This window comes from Superficieibacter sp. HKU1 (assembly GCF_029319185.1).
Taxonomy (GTDB): domain Bacteria; phylum Pseudomonadota; class Gammaproteobacteria; order Enterobacterales; family Enterobacteriaceae; genus Superficieibacter.
The window spans coordinates 4,522,846-4,547,946 of record NZ_CP119754.1 but is presented as its reverse complement, the minus strand read 5'-3'; the positions used below and the strand labels follow the sequence as shown (position 1 = coordinate 4,547,946).

14 protein-coding genes, 5 tRNA genes and 3 rRNA genes are annotated in these 25,101 nt (G+C 52.4%); 21 read left to right on the top strand and 1 reads right to left on the bottom strand.

The features are described 5' to 3' along the window. The first annotated feature begins 12 nt into the window (after positions 1-12). The 8 genes from trkH (at position 13) to birA (ending at position 9,509) form a co-directional block, all read left to right on the top strand. Positions 13-1,464 (top strand): Trk system potassium transporter TrkH, encoded by a 1,452-nt coding sequence (trkH, locus tag P0H77_RS21660; protein ID WP_276159202.1) that lies wholly within the window; start codon positions 13-15, stop codon positions 1,462-1,464. A gap of 12 nt (positions 1,465-1,476) precedes the next feature. Next, positions 1,477-2,022 carry a menaquinone-dependent protoporphyrinogen IX dehydrogenase gene (gene hemG, locus P0H77_RS21655; RefSeq protein ID WP_276159201.1) on the top strand — a complete coding sequence of 182 codons (546 nt, stop codon included), beginning with the start codon at positions 1,477-1,479 and terminating at the stop codon, positions 2,020-2,022. Between the two features lie 373 nt (positions 2,023-2,395). Further along, a 16S ribosomal RNA gene (locus P0H77_RS21650) occupies positions 2,396-3,937 on the top strand. A gap of 72 nt (positions 3,938-4,009) precedes the next feature. Continuing rightward, positions 4,010-4,085, top strand: a tRNA-Glu gene (locus P0H77_RS21645). 183 nt (positions 4,086-4,268) lie between these two features. Then, positions 4,269-7,174, top strand: a 23S ribosomal RNA gene (locus P0H77_RS21640). A 93-nt stretch (positions 7,175-7,267) separates the two neighbouring features. Further along, a 5S ribosomal RNA gene (gene rrf / locus P0H77_RS21635) occupies positions 7,268-7,383 on the top strand. The 16S, 23S and 5S rRNA genes sit together here with 1 tRNA gene alongside, the layout of an rRNA operon. A gap of 138 nt (positions 7,384-7,521) precedes the next feature. Beyond that, positions 7,522-8,550 carry a UDP-N-acetylmuramate dehydrogenase gene (murB, locus tag P0H77_RS21630; protein WP_276159200.1) on the top strand — a complete coding sequence of 343 codons (1,029 nt, stop codon included), beginning with the start codon at positions 7,522-7,524 and terminating at the stop codon, positions 8,548-8,550. Then, complete coding sequence (birA, locus tag P0H77_RS21625) at positions 8,547-9,509, top strand: bifunctional biotin--[acetyl-CoA-carboxylase] ligase/biotin operon repressor BirA (RefSeq protein ID WP_276159199.1); 963 nt, start codon at positions 8,547-8,549, stop codon at positions 9,507-9,509. The genes murB and birA overlap by 4 nt, the downstream gene beginning before the upstream one ends. A gap of 25 nt (positions 9,510-9,534) precedes the next feature. On the opposite strand, the gene coaA is transcribed toward birA, so the two are convergent. Next, positions 9,535-10,485, bottom strand: a complete 951-nt coding sequence (coaA, locus tag P0H77_RS21620) for a type I pantothenate kinase (RefSeq protein ID WP_176916923.1) — start codon at positions 10,483-10,485, stop codon at positions 9,535-9,537. 348 nt (positions 10,486-10,833) lie between these two features. Here coaA and P0H77_RS21615 point away from each other — a divergent pair. From P0H77_RS21615 to rpoC, 13 genes are all read left to right on the top strand, one after another. Beyond that, a tRNA-Thr gene (locus tag P0H77_RS21615) sits at positions 10,834-10,909 on the top strand. 8 nt (positions 10,910-10,917) lie between these two features. Continuing rightward, positions 10,918-11,002: transfer RNA gene (locus tag P0H77_RS21610), tRNA-Tyr, on the top strand. Between the two features lie 87 nt (positions 11,003-11,089). Beyond that, a tRNA-Gly gene (locus P0H77_RS21605) sits at positions 11,090-11,164 on the top strand. A gap of 5 nt (positions 11,165-11,169) precedes the next feature. Further along, positions 11,170-11,245, top strand: a tRNA-Thr gene (locus tag P0H77_RS21600). A gap of 115 nt (positions 11,246-11,360) precedes the next feature. After that, complete coding sequence (gene tuf / locus P0H77_RS21595) at positions 11,361-12,545, top strand: elongation factor Tu (RefSeq protein WP_276159198.1); 1,185 nt, start codon at positions 11,361-11,363, stop codon at positions 12,543-12,545. Positions 12,546-12,788: 243 nt separating this feature from the next. Continuing rightward, complete coding sequence (gene secE / locus P0H77_RS21590) at positions 12,789-13,172, top strand: preprotein translocase subunit SecE (protein ID WP_003862342.1); 384 nt, start codon at positions 12,789-12,791, stop codon at positions 13,170-13,172. Position 13,173: 1 nt separating this feature from the next. Next, positions 13,174-13,719: a transcription termination/antitermination protein NusG gene (gene nusG, locus P0H77_RS21585; protein WP_002438628.1), complete on the top strand. Its 546-nt coding sequence runs from the start codon at positions 13,174-13,176 to the stop codon at positions 13,717-13,719. Positions 13,720-13,998: 279 nt separating this feature from the next. Next, on the top strand, positions 13,999-14,427 hold the full coding sequence (gene rplK / locus P0H77_RS21580; RefSeq protein ID WP_176919487.1) for a 50S ribosomal protein L11: 429 nt from the start codon (positions 13,999-14,001) through the stop codon (positions 14,425-14,427). A 3-nt stretch (positions 14,428-14,430) separates the two neighbouring features. Then, the gene (gene rplA / locus P0H77_RS21575; RefSeq protein WP_176919486.1) at positions 14,431-15,138 is read left to right on the top strand and encodes a 50S ribosomal protein L1; all 708 of its coding nucleotides are present in this window, start codon (positions 14,431-14,433) and stop codon (positions 15,136-15,138) included. A 293-nt stretch (positions 15,139-15,431) separates the two neighbouring features. After that, a complete protein-coding gene (rplJ, locus tag P0H77_RS21570) occupies positions 15,432-15,929 on the top strand; it encodes a 50S ribosomal protein L10 (protein WP_015966390.1) in 498 nt (165 codons plus the stop codon). A 66-nt stretch (positions 15,930-15,995) separates the two neighbouring features. Next, entirely contained in the window at positions 15,996-16,361 is a 366-nt protein-coding gene (rplL, locus tag P0H77_RS21565) for a 50S ribosomal protein L7/L12 (RefSeq protein ID WP_049842133.1), read from the top strand. Positions 16,362-16,682: 321 nt separating this feature from the next. Further along, entirely contained in the window at positions 16,683-20,711 is a 4,029-nt protein-coding gene (gene rpoB, locus P0H77_RS21560; RefSeq protein WP_276159197.1) for a DNA-directed RNA polymerase subunit beta, read from the top strand. Positions 20,712-20,786: 75 nt separating this feature from the next. After that, the gene (gene rpoC, locus P0H77_RS21555; protein WP_276159196.1) at positions 20,787-25,010 is read left to right on the top strand and encodes a DNA-directed RNA polymerase subunit beta'; all 4,224 of its coding nucleotides are present in this window, start codon (positions 20,787-20,789) and stop codon (positions 25,008-25,010) included. The last annotated feature ends 91 nt before the right edge of the window (positions 25,011-25,101 follow it).

The following is a 25,101-nucleotide window of genomic DNA, read 5'->3' as shown; positions in this document are numbered from 1 at the left end:
GAAGCGGCAGAGATGCATTTTCGCGCCATTACCCGAATCGTTGGACTACTGGTTATCTTGTTTTCGGGGACAATGATCCTCCCCGGACTGGTAGCGCTGATTTATCGCGATGGGGCCGGTCGGGCATTTACCCAGACCTTTTTTGTCGCGCTGGCCATCGGCTCCTTGCTGTGGTGGCCCAACCGTCGGCAAAAAGGCGAGCTAAAGTCGCGGGAAGGGTTTTTGATCGTCGTGCTTTTCTGGACGGTGCTGGGCAGCGTCGGTGCCTTGCCTTTTATCTTCTCGGAACGGCCCAATCTGACCGTTACCGATGCGTTCTTTGAATCTTTCTCCGGCCTTACCACGACGGGGGCAACCACGCTGGTTGGACTGGATTCCTTACCTCACGGTATCCTTTTCTATCGGCAAATGCTGCAATGGTTCGGCGGGATGGGGATCATCGTGCTGGCGGTGGCTATCCTGCCGATCCTTGGGGTCGGGGGAATGCAGCTCTATCGCGCGGAAATGCCCGGACCGCTAAAAGACAATAAGATGCGCCCGCGTATTGCTGAAACGGCGAAAACGCTATGGCTGATTTACGTTTTACTGACGGTGGCGTGCGCGCTGGCGCTGTGGTTTGCCGGGATGCCTGCTTTCGACGCCATTGGACACAGCTTCTCTACCATCGCCATCGGCGGTTTCTCCACCCATGATGCCAGCGTAGGGTACTTTGACAGTCCCACCATCAATACCATTATTGCTATCTTCCTGCTGATCTCCGGCTGTAACTACGGTCTGCACTTTTCCCTGCTAAGCGGGCGGAATTTGAAGGTTTACTGGCGCGATCCGGAATTTCGCATGTTTATTGGCGTCCAGCTGACGCTGGTGGTGATTTGTACCCTGGTGCTGTGGTTTCACGATGTATATAACGCGGCGGTGACCACGCTGAACCAGGCTTTTTTCCAGGTCGTGTCAATGGCAACGACGGCAGGTTTCACGACAGACAGTATTGCCCGCTGGCCGCTGTTTCTGCCAGTGCTGTTGCTGTGCTCGGCTTTTATTGGTGGCTGCGCGGGCTCTACCGGCGGCGGCCTGAAAGTGATCCGTATTCTGCTGCTGTTTAAACAGGGAAACCGGGAGTTGAAACGCCTGGTACATCCGAATGCAGTCTATAGCATAAAATTAGGTAACCGGGCGCTGCCGGAGCGGATCCTCGAAGCGGTGTGGGGTTTTTTCTCCGCTTACGCGCTGGTCTTTATTGTCAGTATGCTGGCGATCATTGCGACCGGCGTGGACGACTTCTCAGCCTTTGCCTCGGTAGTTGCCACACTGAACAATCTCGGACCCGGACTTGGCGTGGTGGCGGATAACTTTGCCAGCATGAACCCGGTCGCGAAATGGATATTGATCGCCAACATGCTATTTGGCCGACTTGAAGTCTTTACGTTACTGGTGCTTTTTACCCCAACGTTCTGGCGTGATTAACTGGAGTATGCATTGAAAACATTGATTCTGTTCTCGACGAGAGATGGACAAACGCGCGAGATCGCTGCTTTTATTGCGTCTGAACTCAAAGAGCAGGGCATCTGGTCTGATTTAATCAATCTTAACCGCACGGATGAAATCGACTGGGCGTTGTATGATCGTGTAGTCATTGGCGCTTCCATTCGTTATGGACATTACCATCCGGCGCTCGACAGTTTTATTAAAAAACATCTGCAGGCGCTTAAGGCGCTGCCCGGCGCTTTCTTCTCGGTGAATCTGGTGGCGCGTAAAGCAGAGAAGCGTACGCCGCAAACCAACAGCTATACCCGCAAGTTTCTCCTCAGCTCGCCGTGGCAGCCAACACTGTGCGCCGTCTTTGCGGGGGCGCTGCGTTATCCGCATTACCGCTGGTATGACCGTATGATGATCCGCCTGATTATGAAGATGACCGGGGGAGAAACGGATACACGCAAAGAAGTCGTCTATACCGACTGGAACCAGGCGGCAGTTTTTGCGCGGGAAATTGCCCAATTATCCGACGATACGTCGCGGAAATAAGCGATAAGAATGAAAAACAGGCAATCGATAAGTTTTTTTAAATTTATGCTTGTCAGCCCGGAATAACTCCCTATAATGCGCCTCCACTGACACGGAACAACGGCAAACAAGCCGACCGGTTAGCGAGGCTCCTCCGGGAACTTCAGCGGAGAAAAGCGAAATTAACGCTTGACTCTGAAGCGGGAAAGCGTAATATGCACACCCCGCGCCGCAGCGAAAAACGAAGCGGCACTGCTCTTTAACAATTTATCAGACAATCTGTGTGGGCACTCGAAGATACGGATTCTTAAATGCCGAAAGGCAAAAAGAAATACCAAGTCTCAGAGTGAACACGTAATTCATTACGAAGTTTAATTCTTTGAGCATCAAACTTAAATTGAAGAGTTTGATCATGGCTCAGATTGAACGCTGGCGGCAGGCCTAACACATGCAAGTCGAACGGTAACAGGAAGCAGCTTGCTGCTTCGCTGACGAGTGGCGGACGGGTGAGTAATGTCTGGGAAACTGCCTGATGGAGGGGGATAACTACTGGAAACGGTAGCTAATACCGCATAACGTCTTCGGACCAAAGAGGGGGACCTTCGGGCCTCTTGCCATCGGATGTGCCCAGATGGGATTAGCTGGTTGGTGGGGTAACGGCTCACCAAGGCGACGATCCCTAGCTGGTCTGAGAGGATGACCAGCCACACTGGAACTGAGACACGGTCCAGACTCCTACGGGAGGCAGCAGTGGGGAATATTGCACAATGGGCGCAAGCCTGATGCAGCCATGCCGCGTGTATGAAGAAGGCCTTCGGGTTGTAAAGTACTTTCAGCGGGGAGGAAGGCGATGTGGTTAATAACCACGTTGATTGACGTTACCCGCAGAAGAAGCACCGGCTAACTCCGTGCCAGCAGCCGCGGTAATACGGAGGGTGCAAGCGTTAATCGGAATTACTGGGCGTAAAGCGCACGCAGGCGGTCTGACAAGTCGGATGTGAAATCCCCGGGCTCAACCCGGGAACTGCATTCGAAACTGTCAGACTGGAGTCTTGTAGAGGGGGGTAGAATTCCAGGTGTAGCGGTGAAATGCGTAGAGATCTGGAGGAATACCGGTGGCGAAGGCGGCCCCCTGGACAAAGACTGACGCTCAGGTGCGAAAGCGTGGGGAGCAAACAGGATTAGATACCCTGGTAGTCCACGCCGTAAACGATGTCGACTTGGAGGTTGTGCCCTTGAGGCGTGGCTTCCGGAGCTAACGCGTTAAGTCGACCGCCTGGGGAGTACGGCCGCAAGGTTAAAACTCAAATGAATTGACGGGGGCCCGCACAAGCGGTGGAGCATGTGGTTTAATTCGATGCAACGCGAAGAACCTTACCTGGTCTTGACATCCACGGAAGAATCCAGAGATGGATTTGTGCCTTCGGGAACCGTGAGACAGGTGCTGCATGGCTGTCGTCAGCTCGTGTTGTGAAATGTTGGGTTAAGTCCCGCAACGAGCGCAACCCTTATCCTTTGTTGCCAGCGGTCCGGCCGGGAACTCAAAGGAGACTGCCAGTGATAAACTGGAGGAAGGTGGGGATGACGTCAAGTCATCATGGCCCTTACGACCAGGGCTACACACGTGCTACAATGGCATATACAAAGAGAAGCGACCTCGCGAGAGCAAGCGGACCTCATAAAGTATGTCGTAGTCCGGATCGGAGTCTGCAACTCGACTCCGTGAAGTCGGAATCGCTAGTAATCGTGGATCAGAATGCCACGGTGAATACGTTCCCGGGCCTTGTACACACCGCCCGTCACACCATGGGAGTGGGTTGCAAAAGAAGTAGGTAGCTTAACCTCCGGGAGGGCGCTTACCACTTTGTGATTCATGACTGGGGTGAAGTCGTAACAAGGTAACCGTAGGGGAACCTGCGGTTGGATCACCTCCTTACCTTAAAGAAACGTTCTTTGTAGTGCTCACACAGATTGTCTGATGAAAAAGTATCGAGCAAACAGTATCAGAGTCCCCATCGTCTAGAGGCCCAGGACACTGCCCTTTCACGGCTGTAACAGGGGTTCGAATCCCCTTGGGGACGCCATACCGGATAATGAGTGAAAGACATTATCCCTGAATATCTTAAAGATGACTTTCGAGTCATGTTTAAGATATTGCTCTTTAAAAATCTGGATCAAGCTGAAAATTGAAAAACACTGAACAACGCGAGTTGTTCGTGGGTCTCTCAAATTTTCGCAACACGAAGTGAAACAGCTTCGGGTTGTGAGGTTAAGCGACTAAGCGTACACGGTGGATGCCCTGGCAGTCAGAGGCGATGAAGGGCGTGCTAATCTGCGATAAGCGCCGGTAAGGTGATATGAACCGTTATACCCGGCGATACCCGAATGGGGAAACCCAGTGCAATCCGTTGCACTATCATGTCATGAATACATAGTGGCATGAGGCGAACCGGGGGAACTGAAACATCTAAGTACCCCGAGGAAAAGAAATCAACCGAGATTCCCCCAGTAGCGGCGAGCGAACGGGGAGGAGCCCGGAGTCTGAATCAGCGTGTGTGGTAGTGGAACGGTCTGGAAAGTCCGGCGGTACAGGGTGATAGTCCCGTACACAAAATCACACACACTGTGAACTCGAAGAGTAGGGCGGGACACGTGGTATCCTGTCTGAATATGGGGGGACCATCCTCCAAGGCTAAATACTCCTGACTGACCGATAGTGAACCAGTACCGTGAGGGAAAGGCGAAAAGAACCCCGGCGAGGGGAGTGAAAAAGAACCTGAAACCGTGTACGTACAAGCAGTGGGAGCCTCCTTGTGGGGTGACTGCGTACCTTTTGTATAATGGGTCAGCGACTTATATTCTGTAGCAAGGTTAACCGTATAGGGGAGCCGGAGGGAAACCGAGTCTTAATTGGGCGTTAAGTTGCAGGGTATAGACCCGAAACCCGGTGATCTAGCCATGGGCAGGTTGAAGGTTGGGTAACACTAACTGGAGGACCGAACCGACTAATGTTGAAAAATTAGCGGATGACCTGTGGCTGGGGGTGAAAGGCCAATCAAACCGGGAGATAGCTGGTTCTCCCCGAAAGCTATTTAGGTAGCGCCTCGTGAACTCATCTTCGGGGGTAGAGCACTGTTTCGGCCAGGGGGTCATCCCGACTTACCGATCCGATGCAAACTGCGAATACCGAAGAATGTTATCACGGGAGACACACGGCGGGTGCTAACGTCCGTCGTGAAGAGGGAAACAACCCAGACCGCCAGCTAAGGTCCCAAAGTCATGGTTAAGTGGGAAACGATGTGGGAAGGCCCAGACAGCCAGGATGTTGGCTTAGAAGCAGCCATCATTTAAAGAAAGCGTAATAGCTCACTGGTCGAGTCGGCCTGCGCGGAAGATGTAACGGGGCTAAACCATGCACCGAAGCTGCGGCAGCGACGCTTATGCGTTGTTGGGTAGGGGAGCGTTCTGTAAGCCGTTGAAGGTGGCCTGTGAGGGCTGCTGGAGGTATCAGAAGTGCGAATGCTGACATAAGTAACGATAATGCGGGTGAAAAACCCGCACGCCGGAAGACCAAGGGTTCCTGTCCAACGTTAATCGGGGCAGGGTGAGTCGACCCCTAAGGCGAGGCCGAAAGGCGTAGTCGATGGGAAACGGGTTAATATTCCCGTACTTGGTGTTACTGCGAAGGGGGGACGGAGAAGGCTATGTCGGCCGGGCGACGGTTGTCCCGGTTTAAGCGTGAAGGTGGTGCGACCAGGTAAATCCGGTTGCGCATTAACACTGAGGCGTGATGACGAGGCACTACGGTGCTGAAGTGACAAATGCCCTGCTTCCAGGAAAAGCCTCTAAGCATCAGGTAACACGAAATCGTACCCCAAACCGACACAGGTGGTCAGGTAGAGAATACCAAGGCGCTTGAGAGAACCCGGGTGAAGGAACTAGGCAAAATGGTGCCGTAACTTCGGGAGAAGGCACGCTGGTGCGTAGGTGAAGTGACTTGCTCACGGAGCTGAAACCAGTCGAAGATACCAGCTGGCTGCAACTGTTTATTAAAAACACAGCACTGTGCAAACACGAAAGTGGACGTATACGGTGTGACGCCTGCCCGGTGCCGGAAGGTTAATTGATGGGGTTATCGCAAGAGAAGCTCCTGATCGAAGCCCCGGTAAACGGCGGCCGTAACTATAACGGTCCTAAGGTAGCGAAATTCCTTGTCGGGTAAGTTCCGACCTGCACGAATGGCGTAATGATGGCCAGGCTGTCTCCACCCGGGACTCAGTGAAATTGAACTCGCTGTGAAGATGCAGTGTACCCGCGGCAAGACGGAAAGACCCCGTGAACCTTTACTATAGCTTGACACTGAACACTGGTCCTTGATGTGTAGGATAGGTGGGAGGCTTTGAAGTGTGGACGCCAGTCTGCATGGAGCCGTCCTTGAAATACCACCCTTTAATGGCTGGTGTTCTAACGTGGACCCGTAATCCGGGTTGCGGACAGTGTCTGGTGGGTAGTTTGACTGGGGCGGTCTCCTCCTAAAGCGTAACGGAGGAGCACGAAGGTCAGCTAATCCTGGTCGGACATCAGGAGGTTAGTGCAATGGCATAAGCTGGCTTGACTGCGAGCGTGACGGCGCGAGCAGGTGCGAAAGCAGGTCATAGTGATCCGGTGGTTCTGAATGGAAGGGCCATCGCTCAACGGATAAAAGGTACTCCGGGGATAACAGGCTGATACCGCCCAAGAGTTCATATCGACGGCGGTGTTTGGCACCTCGATGTCGGCTCATCACATCCTGGGGCTGAAGTAGGTCCCAAGGGTATGGCTGTTCGCCATTTAAAGTGGTACGCGAGCTGGGTTTAGAACGTCGTGAGACAGTTCGGTCCCTATCTGCCGTGGGCGCTGGAGAACTGAGGGGGGCTGCTCCTAGTACGAGAGGACCGGAGTGGACGCATCACTGGTGTTCGGGTTGTCATGCCAATGGCACTGCCCGGTAGCTAAATGCGGAAGAGATAAGTGCTGAAAGCATCTAAGCACGAAACTTGCCCCGAGATGAGTTCTCCCTGAGACTTTAAGTCTCCTGAAGGAACGTTGAAGACGACGACGTTGATAGGCCGGGTGTGTAAGCGCAGCGATGCGTTGAGCTAACCGGTACTAATGAACCGTGAGGCTTAACCTTACAACGCCGAAGCTGTTTTGGCGATTTGAGAGAGATTTTCAGCCTGAACCAGATTAATCAGTGTGCGGAATGCACCCTGGTAAACAGAATTTGCCTGGCGGCAACAGCGCGGTGGTCCCACCTGACCCCATGCCGAACTCAGAAGTGAAACGCCGTAGCGCCGATGGTAGTGTGGGGTCTCCCCATGCGAGAGTAGGGAACTGCCAGGCATCAAATCAGCAGAAGCCCATCCTGACGGATGGGCTTTTTGCGTTCTGCGTTTATTGACTTCTCTCTCCTCTATAACTACAAGCCATACTCCTGCATATACGGTAAACTAGCCGTGATTTTGCATCAGGATAGCGTCTATGAATCACTCCCTTAAGCCCTGGAATACCTTTGGCATCGATCAACCTGCAAGCGAGATCGTCTGCGCCGAAAATGAACAACAACTCTTAAACGCATGGCATAAAGCAATGCAACAGCAGCACCCTGTACTGATATTGGGAGAGGGCAGCAATGTGCTGTTTCTTGCCTCCTTTCGCGGTACAGTCATCGTCAATCGTATCAAAGGGATTAACATCACAGAGCAGCACGATGCATGGCATATACATGTTGGGGCAGGGGAGAACTGGCATCAACTGGTGCAATATACTCTGCAACACCGCATGCCCGGCCTGGAAAATCTGGCCATGATCCCAGGCTGTGTTGGCTCTTCACCTATCCAGAATATTGGCGCTTATGGCGTTGAATTACAGCGCGTCTGCGAGTATGTCGACTGTATTGAACTGGCTACCGGCCAGGCTTCACGCCTTAACGCCGCAGAGTGCCGATTTGGCTATCGCGATAGTATCTTTAAACATGAATATCAGGATCGTTACGCTATCGTCGCGGTGGGGTTGCGTTTGCCAAAGTTATGGCAACCTGTTTTAACCTACGGTGATTTAGCACGCCTGGATCCCGAAATGGTAACGCCTCAACAGGTCTACGAAGCCGTCTGCCATATGCGCACCACCAAATTACCGGATCCTAACGTTAATGGTAACGCTGGTAGCTTCTTTAAAAACCCGGTAATCAGCAGTACGCAAGCCCAGGCATTGCTGGCGCACTTCCCGGATGCCCCGCATTATCCGCAGGCAGACGGTTCCGTCAAACTTGCCGCAGGATGGCTTATCGATCGGTGCCAGCTTAAAGGAACGCAAATCGGTGGGGCGATGGTTCACAAACAGCAAGCGTTAGTGCTCATTAACACCGGCAATGCGCTTAGCGAAGACGTTGTCCATCTGGCACACCATGTCCGACAACGGGTAGGTGAAAAATTTAACGTATGGCTTGAACCTGAAGTGCGCTTTATTGGCAGTCATGGGGAAGTCAGTGCCGTGGAGACTATCGCGTGAAAGATAATACTATTCCGTTAACGTTAATCTCTATCTTATCCGATGGCGACTTTCACTCAGGCGAGCAGTTGGGTGAACGCCTGGGCATGAGCCGTGCAGCCATTAACAAACATATTCAAACGCTGCGCGACTGGGGTGTCGATGTCTTTACCGTACCAGGCAAAGGCTACAGCCTTCCTGAACCCATCCAGTTATTAGATGAACAACTGATCCGCAGCCAAATTGAGTATGGTTCGGTGGCGGTATTACCGGTTATTGATTCCACTAACCAGTATCTCCTCGACCGCATTAGTGAATTACACTCGGGAGATGCCTGCATTGCTGAATATCAGCAGGCGGGCCGTGGACGCCGCGGTCGTAAATGGTTTTCACCTTTCGGCGCGAACCTCTATCTTTCGATGTACTGGCGGCTGGAACAGGGACCTGCCGCAGCAATTGGTCTGAGCCTGGTCATTGGCATTGTTATGGCTGAAGTGCTACACGATCTGGGCGCAACTCAGGTACGGGTAAAATGGCCTAATGACCTTTACCTTCAGGATCGCAAATTGTCAGGTATTCTGGTTGAGCTCACCGGTAAAACGGGTGATGCTGCACAGATTGTCATTGGCGCTGGTATCAACATGGCGATGCGCCGGGTTGAGGAAGAGGTGGTCAATCAGGGCTGGATCACTCTACAGGAAGCCGGGATCGCAATCGATCGTAATGCCCTTGCCATTCGATTAATCAAAGAGCTAAGAACCTCTTTAAAGCTTTTTGAACTGGAAGGGCTAACGCCTTATCTTTCCCGCTGGGAAAAGTTAGATAATTTTATCAATCGACAGGTAAAACTCATTATTGGCGACAGAGAAATCATCGGTATTTCTCGCGGAATAAATGCGCAGGGCGCACTCATGCTTGAACAAAATGGGGAAATTAAACCGTGGATGGGAGGAGAAATTTCTCTGCGCAGCGCCGAATAAAAAAGGGAGCAATGGCTCCCTTTTCCTATTTACGTAATCGAACCTGCCTGACGGCATGATTAGCGCTTTTGGTCATAATCAGGCTCGCTCGTTCACGGGTGGGAAGAATATTTTCTTTTAAATTCAATCCATTGATTTCCTTCCATAAAGATGTAGCTACCTTCACAGCTTCTTCTTCTGATAACTTCGCATAGTTATGAAAATAGGAATCTGGATCGGTAAAAGCGCCTTCACGGAATTTCAGGAAGCGATTAATATACCAGGTCTGTAATAATTCTTCCGGTGCATCAACGTAAATAGAAAAATCCACGAAATCAGAAACAAATACATGATGTGGATCGTGTGGATAGTCCATTCCACTCTGCAATACATTTAATCCTTCGAGAATTAATATATCGGGCTGAGAAACATTTTTATCCCCATCGGGGATCACATCATAAATAAGATGCGAATAGACCGGAGCAGTGGCATTCGGTACCCCTGATTTGATATCAGAAACAAACTTAACCAGCCGGTGCATATCATAGGACTGAGGAAAGCCTTTCTTCTTCATTATCCCGCGATCTTTAAGCACCTGGTTTGGATGCAGAAAGCCGTCCGTAGTGATGAGTTCTACGCGGCGATGTTCCGGCCAGCGGCTCAACAGTGCCTGGAGTACGCGCGCAGTAGTACTTTTACCCACTGCGACACTGCCGGCGATACTAATGATATAGGGAATTCGTTGCCCGTCGGTTCCAAGAAATTGCTCAAGCACGGCCTGGCGGCGCAGGTTGGAACTAATGTAAAAATTGAGCAAACGCGACAGGGGCAGATAGATCTCAGCCACTTCTTCCAGAGAAAGGTCTTCATTAATCCCTTTCAGGCGGGCGATCTCACCCTCAGTCAGCGTCATCGGAACGGAGTCACGAAGCGCGGCCCACTGGCGGCGGTCAAATTCCATATAAGGTGTCGTTAACGCGTGTTCTTTTTTGCTCATAACATGTTTCTCGCTGCCCTCCCGTCCTCTTAAATGACCAGGGAACGAAGGCGCGGCACATTTCAGTTAATTTACACAATGGGCAGGAGGTTAACACCAGATGAAAGGGAAGATAAGAAAAAATCGCCTGAAGCCGTCCAAACTCCGATGTAAAAACAGCCGCGTACGTTGTCTACAAGCCTGAGAAATGATGCAACCAGGACGATGAACCGATGAAATAATGTGCTGCAATGAGCGAATTTACACCACATTTGCCCACGTGCGCACAAAATGTGAGCGATAGAACGATTTATGCAAATTTTTAGTTGCATGCAGGCGCAGGTCTACCTAGAATGCGCGCTACTTGATGCCGACTTAGCTCAGTAGGTAGAGCAACTGACTTGTAATCAGTAGGTCACCAGTTCGATTCCGGTAGTCGGCACCATCAAGCCCGGTGGGGTTCCCGAGCGGCCAAAGGGAGCAGACTGTAAATCTGCCGTCACAGACTTCGAAGGTTCGAATCCTTCCCCCACCACCATTTCTGGCAACGCTTAGCGTCGCCTGAGTTGGTTCAGTGAAATGAACCGGCTCAAACAGAAAGAACTGGGTAGCCGAGTTTCAGGATGCGGGCATCGTATAATGGCTATTACCTCAGCCTTCCAAGCTGATGATGCGGGTTCGATTCCCGCTGCCCGCTCCAGACGTGCTGATATGGCTCAGTTGGTAGAGCGCACCCTTGGTAAGGGTGAGGTCCCCAGTTCGACTCTGGGTATCAGCACCACTTCTTTATCTCTCCTCCCCTGTTTCTCTTCTGTTATTTCATTCAACAAGTCGGGCGTGTTGCCTGGTTGATGTGGTGATATCACCGATTTATCCGTGTCTTAGAGGGACAATCGATGTCTAAAGAAAAGTTTGAACGTACAAAACCGCACGTCAACGTCGGTACTATCGGCCACGTTGACCATGGTAAAACAACGCTGACCGCTGCAATCACTACCGTACTGGCGAAAACCTACGGCGGTGCTGCTCGCGCATTCGACCAGATCGATAACGCACCGGAAGAAAAAGCTCGTGGTATCACCATCAACACTTCTCACGTTGAATATGACACCCCGACTCGCCACTACGCGCACGTAGACTGCCCGGGCCACGCCGACTATGTTAAAAACATGATCACCGGTGCTGCGCAGATGGACGGCGCGATCCTGGTTGTTGCTGCGACTGACGGCCCGATGCCGCAGACCCGTGAGCACATCCTGCTGGGTCGTCAGGTAGGCGTTCCGTACATCATCGTGTTCCTGAACAAATGCGACATGGTTGATGACGAAGAGCTGCTGGAACTGGTAGAAATGGAAGTTCGTGAACTTCTGTCCCAGTACGACTTCCCGGGCGACGACACGCCGATCGTTCGTGGTTCTGCTCTGAAAGCGCTGGAAGGCGAAGCAGAGTGGGAAGAAAAAATCATCGAACTGGCTGGCTACCTGGATTCTTACATCCCGGAACCAGAGCGTGCGATTGACAAGCCGTTCCTGCTGCCGATCGAAGACGTATTCTCCATCTCCGGCCGTGGTACCGTTGTTACCGGTCGTGTAGAGCGCGGTATCATCAAAGTGGGTGAAGAAGTTGAAATCGTGGGTATCAAAGATACTGCGAAATCCACCTGTACCGGCGTTGAAATGTTCCGCAAACTGCTGGACGAAGGTCGTGCAGGCGAGAACTGTGGTGTTCTGCTGCGTGGTATCAAGCGTGAAGAAATCCAGCGTGGCCAGGTTCTGGCTAAGCCGGGTTCAATCAAGCCGCACACCAAGTTTGAATCTGAAGTGTACATCCTGTCCAAAGATGAAGGCGGCCGTCATACTCCGTTCTTCAAAGGCTACCGTCCGCAGTTCTACTTCCGTACAACTGACGTGACTGGCACCATCGAACTGCCGGAAGGCGTAGAGATGGTAATGCCGGGCGACAACATCAAAATGGTTGTTACCCTGATCCACCCGATCGCGATGGACGACGGTCTGCGTTTCGCAATCCGTGAAGGCGGCCGTACCGTTGGCGCGGGCGTTGTTGCTAAAGTTCTCGGTTAATCGCTGATAACATTTGACGCAATGCGCAATAAAAGGGCATCATTTGATGCCCTTTTTGCACGCTTTCGAACCAGAACCTGGCTCATCAGTGATTTTTTAGGTCATAATCATTGCTGAGACAGGCTCTGTAGAGGGCGTTTGAGGATGTATATAGCGCCGAAACGCAGCAGCGCCTTTCGGTTTGGCTCGCCTCGCTTACGCGGGGTGAAAATGTTTGTCTGAATTCTGGTGACAGGTTGGTTTATGAGTGCGAATACCGAAGCTCAAGGGAGCGGGCGCGGCCTGGAAGCGATGAAGTGGGTGGTTGTTGCTGTATTGCTCATCGTAGCTATCGTCGGCAACTATCTTTATCGTGACATGATGCTGCCGCTACGCGCGCTGGCAGTAGTAATTCTTATTGCTGCAGCGGGTGGTGTCGCGCTGTTGACAACGAAAGGCAAGGCGACCGTCGCTTTTGCCCGCGAAGCGAGAACCGAAGTCCGTAAGGTGATTTGGCCAACTCGTCAGGAAACGTTACACACTACGTTAATCGTGGCTGCAGTGACTGCTGTCATGTCGCTGATCCTGTGGGGGCTGGATGGTATTCTGGTCCGCCTGGTATCCTTTATCACTGGCCTGAGGTTCTGAGATGTCTGAAGCTCCTAAAAAGCGCTGGTACGTCGTTCAGGCGTTTTCCGGTTTTGAAGGCCGCGTAGCTACATCGCTGCGTGAGCATATCAAATTACACAATATGGAAGAGTTGTTTGGTGAAGTCATGGTCCCGACCGAAGAAGTGGTCGAAATCCGTGGCGGCCAGCGTCGCAAAAGCGAGCGCAAATTCTTCCCGGGCTACGTGCTGGTTCAGATGGTGATGAACGACGCGAGCTGGCACCTGGTGCGTAGCGTACCGCGTGTAATGGGTTTCATTGGTGGCACCTCTGACCGTCCTGCGCCAATCAGCGACAAAGAAGTTGATGCGATCATGAATCGCCTGCAACAGGTTGGCGATAAACCACGGCCGAAAACGCTGTTCGAACCGGGCGAAATGGTTCGCGTCAGCGATGGTCCGTTTGCTGACTTTAACGGCGTGGTTGAAGAAGTTGACTACGAGAAGTCTCGTCTGAAGGTCTCTGTTTCTATCTTTGGTCGTGCGACTCCGGTAGAGCTGGACTTCGCGCAGGTTGAAAAAGCGTAAGCAGGCGATCAAAAAAGCGACGATCTAATCGTTGCACAGGGCGCGAAATTGACATACAATTTCGCGCCTTTTGTTTTTATGGGCCTTGTGCCCGTAGAGCGTATTTATCACGGGGAGCCGTTACTTACACAAAATCATTCAGGTTGCATCAAGGCGGCAACTGAGCGAAAACCAGGAGCTTACATAAGTAAGTGACAGGTTTGAGAGAAGGCAGCCAACGCAGAGGCGGCCTGAAGGATGAAGTGTAAAGGCGCTATTACCCAATTTGAGGAATTTAGAATGGCTAAGAAAGTACAAGCCTACGTCAAGCTGCAGGTTGCAGCTGGTATGGCAAACCCGAGTCCGCCGGTTGGTCCAGCACTGGGTCAGCAGGGCGTGAACATCATGGAATTCTGCAAAGCGTTCAACGCAAAAACAGATTCTATGGAAAAAGGTCTGCCGATTCCGGTTGTTATCACCGTTTACGCTGACCGTTCTTTCACCTTCATTACCAAAACGCCTCCGGCAGCAGTTCTGCTGAAGAAAGCGGCTGGTATTAAGTCTGGTTCCGGTAAGCCGAACAAAGACAAAGTAGGTAAAATTTCCCGCGCTCAGCTGCAGGAAATCGCGCAGACCAAAGCTGCCGACATGACTGGTGCCGATGTTGAAGCGATGACTCGCTCCATCGAAGGTACTGCACGTTCCATGGGCCTGGTAGTGGAGGATTAAGAAATGGCTAAACTGACCAAGCGCATGCGTGTGATCCGTGAGAAAGTTGATGCGACCAAGCAGTATGACATCAACGAAGCTATTGCTCTGCTGAAAGAGCTGGCCACCGCTAAATTCAACGAAAGCGTTGACGTTGCTGTTAACCTCGGCATCGACGCTCGTAAATCTGACCAGAACGTACGTGGTGCAACTGTACTGCCGCACGGTACTGGCCGTTCCGTTCGCGTAGCCGTATTTACCCAGGGCGCAAACGCTGAAGCTGCTAAAGCTGCTGGCGCTGAACTGGTAGGTATGGAAGATCTGGCTGACCAGATCAAAAAAGGCGAAATGAACTTTGACGTCGTAATTGCTTCTCCGGATGCAATGCGCGTTGTTGGCCAGCTGGGCCAGGTTCTGGGTCCGCGTGGCCTGATGCCTAACCCGAAAGTCGGTACTGTAACCCCGAACGTTGCTGAAGCGGTTAAGAACGCTAAAGCAGGTCAGGTTCGTTATCGTAACGACAAAAACGGCATCATCCACACTACCATCGGTAAAGTGGATTTTGACGCTGACAAACTGAAAGAAAACCTGGAATCCCTGCTGGTTGCGCTGAAAAAAGCCAAACCGACTCAGGCGAAAGGCGTGTACATCAAGAAAATCAGCGTGTCCACCACCATGGGTGCTGGCGTTGCCGTTGATCAAGCTGGTCTGAGCGCTTCTGCAAATAGCTAAGATTAGCTTTACGTGGGCGGTGGATTTGTCTACAATCTTCGCCCACGATTCCTCTAACTTCGGTTAGGGGACAATAGATTTGTTCGTTGGAGCCTGGCCTATCCAGGCCTCCGTCGAAGACCGCAGGTGTTTCGTATGAGACTTAATGCCCTGCGTAGACGGTGACAGAACGCTAAGATTATTTCTGATACTCTGGCTTGTTTCTGCTCACCGTATTTAGACGCTCTTCTCGTTGGGGAGAGTGAAGTGAGTTCCAGAGCATGAGCTCTGGCAAACATCCAGGAGCAAAGCTAATGGCTTTAAATCTTCAAGACAAACAAGCGATTGTTGCTGAAGTCAGCGAAGTAGCCAAAGGCGCGCTGTCTGCAGTAGTTGCGGATTCCCGTGGCGTCACTGTAGACAAAATGACTGAACTGCGTAAAGCAGGTCGCGAAGCTGGCGTATACATGCGTGTTGTTCGTAACACCCTGCTGCGTCGTGCTGTTGAAGGTACTCAGTTTGAGTGCCTGAAAGATGCGTTTGTTGGTCCGACCCTGATTGCATACTCTATGGAACACCCGGGCGCTGCTGCTCGTCTGTTCAAAGAGTTCGCGAAAGCGAATGCAAAATTTGAGGTCAAAGCCGCAGCCTTTGAAGGTGAGTTGATCCCGGCATCGCAAATCGATCGCCTGGCAACCCTGCCGACCTACGAAGAAGCAATTGCACGCCTGATGGCAACCATGAAAGAAGCTTCGGCTGGCAAACTGGTTCGTACTCTGGCTGCTGTACGCGATGCGAAAGAAGCGGCTTAATCGCCACTATCTTTATCAAGCATCTGCTTACGTATAAACTTATTCTGATTTTCAGGAACAATTTAAATGTCTATCACTAAAGATCAAATCATTGAAGCAGTATCCGCTATGTCCGTAATGGACGTTGTAGAACTGATCTCTGCAATGGAAGAAAAATTCGGTGTTTCTGCTGCTGCCGCTGTAGCTGTAGCTGCTGGCCCGGCTGAAGCTGCTGAAGAAAAAACTGAGTTCGACGTAATTCTGAAAGGTATTGGCGCGAACAAAGTTGCAGTCATCAAAGCAGTACGTGGCGCAACTGGTCTGGGTCTGAAAGAAGCTAAAGACCTGGTAGAATCTGCTCCGGCCGCTCTGAAAGAAGGCGTGAGCAAAGATGACGCTGAAGCACTGAAAAAATCTCTGGAAGAAGCTGGCGCTGAAGTTGAAGTTAAATAAGCCAACCTTTCCGGTTGCAGCCTGAGAAATCAGGCTGATGGCTGGTGACTTTTTAGTCACCAGCCTTTTTGCGCTGTAAGGCACTAGTAGCATTTCACACTGTTTGACTACTGGTTGTCCTGACAATGCTTGTTTCTATCGACGCCTTAATATACTGCGACAGAGCGTCTGTTCTGTGTAAATCGCAATGAAATGGTTTAAGCGTGATAGCAACAGGCATTGCGGAAAGTGTTCCATTTTCCGGTCAACAAAATAGTGTTGCATAAACTGCCCCTTTGCTGGGCAGCGTGGGTCGACTTGTCAGCGAGCTGAGGAACCCTAATGGTTTACTCCTATACCGAGAAAAAACGTATTCGTAAGGATTTTGGAAAGCGTCCGCAGGTTCTGGACATTCCTTATCTCCTTTCCATCCAGCTTGACTCGTTTCAGAAGTTCATCGAGCAAGATCCTGAAGGGCAGTATGGTCTGGAAGCCGCATTCCGTTCCGTATTCCCGATTGCCAGCTATAGCGGTAATTCTGAGCTACAGTACGTCAGCTATCGCCTGGGCGAGCCAGTATTTGACGTGCAGGAATGTCAGATCCGTGGCGTGACCTATTCGGCACCGCTGCGCGTAAAATTGCGTCTGGTGATCTACGAACGTGAAGCGCCGGAAGGCACCGTTAAAGACATCAAAGAACAAGAAGTGTACATGGGCGAAATTCCGCTCATGACCGACAACGGTACCTTTGTCATCAACGGTACTGAGCGTGTTATCGTTTCTCAGCTGCACCGTAGCCCTGGCGTCTTCTTTGACTCCGACAAAGGCAAAACCCACTCTTCGGGTAAAGTGCTGTATAACGCGCGTATCATTCCTTACCGTGGTTCCTGGCTGGACTTCGAATTCGATCCGAAGGACAACCTGTTCGTACGTATTGACCGTCGCCGCAAACTGCCTGCGACTATCATTCTGCGCGCGCTGAACTACACCACTGAGCAGATTCTGGATCTGTTCTTTGAAAAAGTCATTTTTGAAATCCGCGATAACAAGCTGCAGATGGAACTGGTGCCTGAACGCCTGCGTGGTGAAACGGCCTCCTTTGACATTGAAGCTAATGGCAAGATTTACGTTGAAAAAGCGCGCCGTATTACCGCACGCCATATTCGTCAGCTGGAAAAAGACGATATCAAACATATCGAAGTTCCGGTTGAGTACATCGCAGGTAAAGTCGCGGCTAAAGACTACGTTGACGAATCCACTGGTGAACTGATTTGCCCGGCGAACATGGAGCTGAGCCTCGATCTGCTGGCTAAGCTGAGCCAGGCTGGTCACAAGCGTATCGAAACGCTGTTCACCAACGATCTGGATCACGGGGCGTATATTTCTGAAACGGTTCGCGTCGACCCGACTAATGATCGCCTGAGCGCGCTGGTAGAAATCTACCGTATGATGCGCCCTGGCGAGCCGCCGACACGTGAAGCGGCTGAAAGCCTGTTTGAGAACCTGTTCTTCTCTGAAGACCGCTACGATCTGTCTGCGGTAGGCCGTATGAAGTTCAACCGCTCTCTGCTGCGCGATGAAATCGAAGGCTCTGGTATCCTGAGCAAAGACGACATCATCGAAGTCATGAGAAAGCTCATCGGTATCCGTAACGGTATCGGCGAAGTTGATGACATCGACCACCTCGGCAACCGTCGTATCCGTTCCGTTGGCGAAATGGCGGAAAACCAGTTCCGCGTTGGCCTGGTTCGCGTAGAGCGTGCGGTGAAAGAGCGTCTGTCTCTGGGCGATCTGGATACCCTGATGCCTCAGGATATGATCAACGCCAAACCGATTTCTGCGGCAGTGAAAGAGTTCTTTGGTTCCAGCCAGCTGTCTCAGTTTATGGACCAGAACAACCCGCTGTCTGAGATTACGCACAAACGTCGTATCTCCGCACTCGGCCCAGGCGGTTTGACCCGTGAACGCGCAGGCTTCGAAGTTCGAGACGTACACCCGACGCACTACGGTCGCGTATGTCCTATCGAAACGCCTGAAGGTCCGAACATCGGTCTGATCAACTCCCTGTCCGTGTACGCACAGACTAACGAATACGGTTTCCTCGAAACGCCGTATCGTAAAGTGACCGACGGTGTCGTAACCGATGAAATTCACTACCTGTCTGCTATCGAAGAAGGCAACTACGTTATCGCTCAGGCGAACTCCAACCTGGATGACGAAGGCCACTTTGTAGAAGATCTGGTTACCTGCCGTAGCAAAGGCGAATCCAGCTTGTTCAGCCGCGACCAGGTTGACTACATGGACGTATCCACTCAGCAGGTGGTTTCCGTCGGTGCGTCCCTGATCCCGTTCCTGGAACACGATGACGCCAACCGTGCATTGATGGGTGCGAACATGCAACGTCAGGCGGTTCCAACGCTGCGCGCTGATAAGCCGCTGGTGGGTACCGGTATGGAACGTGCTGTTGCCGTTGACTCCGGTGTTACGGCAGTTGCTAAGCGTGGCGGTACCGTACAGTACGTCGATGCATCCCGTATCGTTATCAAAGTTAACGAAGACGAGATGTATCCGGGCGAAGCGGGTATCGACATCTATAACCTGACCAAATACACCCGTTCTAACCAGAACACCTGTATTAACCAGATGCCGTGTGTGTCTCTGGGTGAGCCAATTGAGCGCGGCGACGTGCTGGCAGATGGCCCGTCTACCGACCTCGGTGAACTGGCGCTCGGTCAGAACATGCGCGTAGCGTTCATGCCGTGGAACGGTTACAACTTCGAAGACTCCATCCTCGTTTCCGAGCGTGTGGTTCAGGAAGACCGTTTCACCACCATCCATATTCAGGAACTGGCATGTGTGTCCCGTGACACCAAGCTGGGGCCAGAAGAGATCACCGCTGACATCCCGAACGTGGGTGAAGCTGCGCTCTCCAAACTGGATGAATCCGGTATCGTTTACATTGGTGCGGAAGTCACCGGTGGCGACATCCTGGTAGGTAAGGTAACGCCGAAAGGTGAAACCCAGCTGACGCCAGAAGAGAAGCTGCTGCGTGCGATCTTCGGTGAGAAAGCGTCTGACGTTAAAGACTCTTCTCTGCGCGTACCAAACGGTGTTTCCGGTACGATCATCGACGTTCAGGTCTTTACCCGCGATGGCGTGGAAAAAGACAAACGTGCGCTGGAAATCGAAGAGATGCAGCTCAAGCAGGCCAAAAAAGACCTGTCTGAAGAACTGCAGATCCTGGAAGCCGGCCTGTTCAGTCGTATCTACGCGGTGCTGGTTGCCGGTGGCGTTGAAGCTGACAAGCTCGACAAACTGCCGCGCGATCGCTGGCTGGAACTCGGCCTGACCGACGAAGAGAAACAAAATCAGCTGGAACAGCTCGCTGAACAGTACGACGAACTGAAACACGAGTTCGAGAAAAAACTCGAAGCGAAACGCCGTAAAATCACTCAGGGCGACGATCTGGCACCGGGCGTGCTGAAAATCGTTAAGGTATACCTGGCCGTTAAACGCCGTATCCAGCCTGGTGACAAAATGGCAGGCCGTCACGGTAACAAGGGTGTTATCTCTAAGATCAACCCGATCGAAGATATGCCTCACGACGCTAACGGCACGCCGGTAGACATCGTGCTGAACCCGCTGGGCGTACCGTCTCGTATGAACATCGGTCAGATCCTGGAAACCCACCTGGGTATGGCTGCCAAAGGTATCGGCGATAAGATCAACGCCATGCTGAAACAGCAGCAGGAAGTCGCGAAACTGCGCGAGTTCATCCAGCGTGCCTACGATCTGGGCGCTGACGTTCGTCAGAAAGTTGACCTGAACACCTTCAGCGATGAAGAAGTGATGCGCCTGGCAGAAAACCTGAAGAAAGGGATGCCGATCGCAACGCCAGTCTTCGACGGTGCGAAAGAGTCTGAAATCAAGGAACTGTTACAGCTGGGTGGCCTGCCGACTTCCGGTCAGATTACCCTGTTCGACGGTCGTACCGGTGAGCAGTTCGAGCGCCAGGTAACCGTTGGCTACATGTACATGCTGAAACTGAACCACCTGGTTGATGACAAAATGCACGCGCGTTCTACCGGTTCTTATAGCCTGGTTACTCAGCAGCCGCTGGGTGGTAAGGCTCAGTTCGGTGGTCAGCGCTTCGGGGAGATGGAAGTGTGGGCGCTGGAAGCTTATGGCGCAGCATACACCCTGCAGGAAATGCTCACCGTTAAGTCTGATGACGTGAACGGTCGTACCAAGATGTATAAAAACATCGTGGACGGCAATCATCAGATGGAACCGGGCATGCCGGAATCCTTCAACGTACTGTTGAAAGAGATCCGTTCGCTGGGTATCAACATCGAGCTGGAAGACGAGTAACTCTCGCTCAACAGGTCACTGGTGCTGGCGTAACCGCCAGCACCAGATTGTGCTAACTCCGACGGGAGCAAATCCGTGAAAGACTTATTAAAGTTTCTGAAAGCGCAAACTAAAACCGAAGAGTTTGATGCGATCAAAATTGCTCTGGCTTCGCCAGACATGATCCGTTCATGGTCTTTTGGTGAAGTTAAAAAGCCAGAAACCATCAACTACCGTACGTTCAAACCTGAGCGTGACGGCCTTTTCTGCGCCCGTATCTTTGGGCCAGTAAAAGATTACGAGTGCCTGTGCGGTAAGTACAAGCGCCTGAAACACCGCGGTGTGATCTGTGAGAAGTGCGGCGTTGAAGTGACCCAGACCAAAGTACGCCGTGAGCGTATGGGCCACATCGAGCTGGCGTCTCCGACTGCGCACATCTGGTTCCTGAAATCACTGCCGTCCCGTATCGGTCTGCTGCTCGATATGCCGCTGCGCGATATCGAACGCGTACTGTACTTCGAATCTTATGTGGTTATCGAAGGCGGTATGACCAACCTGGAACGTCAACAGATCCTGACTGAAGAGCAGTATCTGGACGCGCTGGAAGAGTTCGGTGACGAATTTGACGCGAAGATGGGTGCGGAAGCTATCCAGGCCCTGCTGAAGAGTATGGATCTGGAGCAAGAGTGTGAAACTCTGCGTGAAGAGCTGAACGAAACCAACTCCGAAACCAAGCGTAAGAAGCTGACCAAGCGTATCAAACTGCTGGAAGCGTTCGTCCAGTCTGGCAACAAGCCGGAGTGGATGATCCTGACCGTTCTGCCGGTTCTGCCGCCAGACCTGCGTCCGCTGGTGCCGCTGGATGGTGGTCGTTTCGCAACGTCGGATCTGAACGATCTGTATCGTCGCGTGATCAACCGTAACAACCGTCTGAAACGTCTGCTGGATCTGGCTGCGCCGGATATCATCGTACGTAACGAAAAACGTATGCTGCAGGAAGCGGTTGACGCCCTGCTGGATAACGGTCGTCGCGGTCGTGCGATCACCGGTTCTAACAAGCGTCCTCTGAAATCTTTGGCCGACATGATCAAAGGTAAGCAGGGTCGTTTCCGTCAGAACCTGCTCGGTAAGCGTGTTGACTACTCCGGTCGTTCTGTAATCACCGTAGGTCCATACCTGCGTCTGCATCAGTGCGGTCTGCCGAAGAAAATGGCGCTGGAGCTGTTCAAACCGTTCATCTACGGCAAGCTGGAACTGCGTGGCCTCGCCACCACCATCAAAGCCGCGAAGAAAATGGTTGAGCGTGAAGAAGCTGTCGTTTGGGATATTCTCGACGAAGTAATCCGCGAACACCCGGTACTGCTGAACCGTGCACCAACCCTGCACCGTCTGGGTATCCAGGCGTTTGAACCAGTACTGATCGAAGGTAAAGCGATCCAGCTGCACCCGCTGGTATGTGCGGCCTATAACGCCGACTTCGATGGTGACCAGATGGCTGTTCACGTACCGCTGACGCTGGAAGCCCAGCTCGAAGCGCGTGCGCTGATGATGTCTACCAACAACATCCTGTCTCCGGCGAACGGCGAACCTATCATCGTTCCGTCTCAGGACGTTGTACTGGGTCTGTACTACATGACCCGTGACTGTGTTAACGCCAAAGGCGAAGGCATGGTGCTGACTGGTCCGAAAGAAGCTGAGCGTATTTATCGCGCTGGCCTGGCCTCTCTGCATGCGCGTGTAAAAGTGCGTATCACTGAATACGAAAAAGATGAAAACGGCGAATTCGTTGCGAAAACCAGCCTGAAAGACACGACCGTTGGCCGTGCGATTCTGTGGATGATCGTACCGAAAGGTCTGCCTTTCTCCATCGTCAACCAGGCGCTGGGCAAGAAAGCGATCTCCAAAATGCTGAACACTTGCTACCGTATTCTGGGCCTGAAACCGACCGTTATTTTTGCGGACCAGACGATGTACACCGGCTTTGCTTATGCAGCGCGTTCAGGTGCATCCGTTGGTATCGATGACATGGTCATCCCGGAGAAAAAACACGAGATCATCTCCGAAGCGGAAGCTGAAGTTGCTGAGATCCAGGAGCAGTTCCAGTCTGGTCTGGTCACCGCTGGCGAACGCTATAACAAAGTTATCGATATCTGGGCTGCGGCGAACGATCGTGTATCCAAGGCGATGATGGATAACCTGCAAACTGAAACCGTGATTAACCGTGACGGCGAAGAAGAGCAGCAGGTGTCTTTCAACAGCATCTACATGATGGCCGACTCCGGTGCGCGTGGTTCTGCGGCACAGATTCGTCAGCTTGCAGGTATGCGTGGTCTGATGGCGAAGCCGGATGGCTCCATCATCGAAACGCCGATCACCGCGAACTTCCGTGAAGGTCTGAACGTACTCCAGTACTTCATCTCCACGCACGGTGCGCGTAAAGGTCTGGCGGATACCGCACTGAAAACCGCAAACTCCGGTTATCTGACGCGTCGTCTGGTTGACGTTGCACAGGACCTGGTTGTCACCGAAGACGATTGTGGCACGCTGGAAGGCATCACCATGACCCCGGTTATCGAGGGTGGTGACGTTAAAGAGCCGCTGCGCGATCGCGTTCTGGGTCGTGTGACTGCGGAAGACGTACTGAAGCCGGGTACCGCAGATATTCTGGTTCCACGCAACACGCTGCTGCACGAACAGTGGTGTGACCTGCTGGAAGAGAACTCCGTTGACTCCGTCAAAGTGCGTTCCGTTGTATCCTGTGATACCGACTTTGGTGTATGTGCGCACTGCTACGGTCGTGACCTGGCGCGTGGCCACATCATCAACAAAGGTGAAGCTATCGGCGTTATCGCGGCACAGTCCATCGGTGAGCCGGGTACACAGCTGACGATGCGTACGTTCCACATCGGTGGTGCGGCATCTCGTGCGGCTGCTGAATCCAGCATCCAGGTGAAAAACAAAGGTAGCATCCGTCTGAGCAACGCGAAGTCGGTTGTGAACTCCAGCGGTAAACTGGTTATCACCTCACGTAACACCGAACTGAAGCTGATCGACGAATTCGGCCGTACCAAAGAAAGCTATAAAGTGCCTTACGGCTCCGTTATGGCGAAAGGTGATGGCGAACAGGTTGCTGGCGGCGAAACCGTAGCGAACTGGGATCCGCACACCATGCCGGTTATCACCGAAGTGAGTGGTTTTGTCCGCTTCACTGACATGATTGACGGCCAGACCATTACTCGTCAGACCGACGAGCTGACCGGCCTGTCTTCTCTGGTGGTTCTGGATTCTGCTGAACGTACTACCGGCGGTAAAGATCTGCGTCCTGCGCTGAAAATCGTTGATGCTCAGGGTAACGACGTTCTGATCCCGGGTACCGATATGCCTGCGCAGTACTTCCTGCCGGGTAAAGCGATTGTTCAGTTGGAAGATGGCGTACAGATCAGCTCTGGTGACACCCTGGCGCGTGTTCCGCAGGAATCTGGCGGTACCAAGGATATCACCGGTGGTCTGCCACGCGTTGCTGACCTGTTCGAAGCGCGTCGTCCGAAAGAGCCGGCAATCCTGGCGGAAATCAGCGGTATCATTTCCTTCGGTAAAGAAACCAAAGGCAAACGCCGTCTGGTTATCACGCCGTTAGACGGTAGCGATCCGTACGAAGAGATGATCCCGAAATGGCGTCAGCTCAACGTGTTCGAAGGTGAACGTGTAGAACGTGGTGACGTGGTTTCCGACGGTCCGGAAGCGCCGCACGACATTCTGCGTCTGCGTGGTGTGCATGCTGTGACGCGTTATATCGTTAACGAAGTACAGGACGTATACCGTCTGCAGGGCGTTAAGATTAACGATAAGCACATCGAAGTTATCGTTCGTCAGATGCTGCGTAAAGCGACCATCGAAAATGCCGGTAGCTCCGACTTCCTGGAAGGCGAGCAGGTCGAATACTCTCGCGTCAAGATCGCCAACCGCGATCTGGAAGCGAACGGCAAAATCGCAGCAACCTATGCTCGCGATCTGCTGGGTATCACCAAAGCGTCTCTGGCAACCGAATCGTTCATCTCTGCCGCATCGTTCCAGGAGACCACGCGTGTCCTGACCGAAGCAGCCGTTGCGGGCAAACGCGACGAACTGCGTGGCCTGAAAGAGAACGTTATCGTGGGTCGTCTGATCCCGGCCGGTACCGGTTATGCGTACCACCAGGATCGTATGCGCCGTCGCGCAGCGGGCGAACTGCCAGCTGCACCGCAGGTGACTGCGGAAGATGCGTCTGCCAGCCTGGCAGAACTGCTGAACGCAGGTCTGGGCGGTTCTGACAGCGAGTAAGCGTTAAAGCCCGGCGGGTTTTTGCCTGCCGGGCCTGATGATTGCAGATTGTGGAAGCATAGCGTTACTTGATAACAAAAAACCCGCCGAG